Raw genomic sequence first — 243 nt, forward strand, 5'->3', positions numbered from 1 at the left:
ACCTATCTACCTCGTCGTCTTCAAGGGGTCTTACTAATTGGGAAATCTCATCTTGAGGGGGGCTTCACGCTTAGATGCTTTCAGCGCTTATCCCGTCCGTACGTAGCTACCCAGCCATGCTCCTGGCGGAACAACTGGTGCACCAGCGGTACGTCCATCCCGGTCCTCTCGTACTAAGGACAGCTCCTCTCAAATTTCCTACGCCCACGACAGATAGGGACCGAACTGTCTCACGACGTTCTG

At 54.3% G+C, this 243-nt stretch carries 1 rRNA gene; it reads right to left on the bottom strand.

The annotated features are described in order from the left end of the window. A 23S ribosomal RNA gene (locus HPT30_RS00160) occupies positions 1-243 on the bottom strand; the annotation flags it as partial.

This window comes from Paenibacillus agri (assembly GCF_013359945.1).
Lineage (GTDB): Bacteria > Bacillota > Bacilli > Paenibacillales > Paenibacillaceae > Paenibacillus_AQ > Paenibacillus_AQ agri.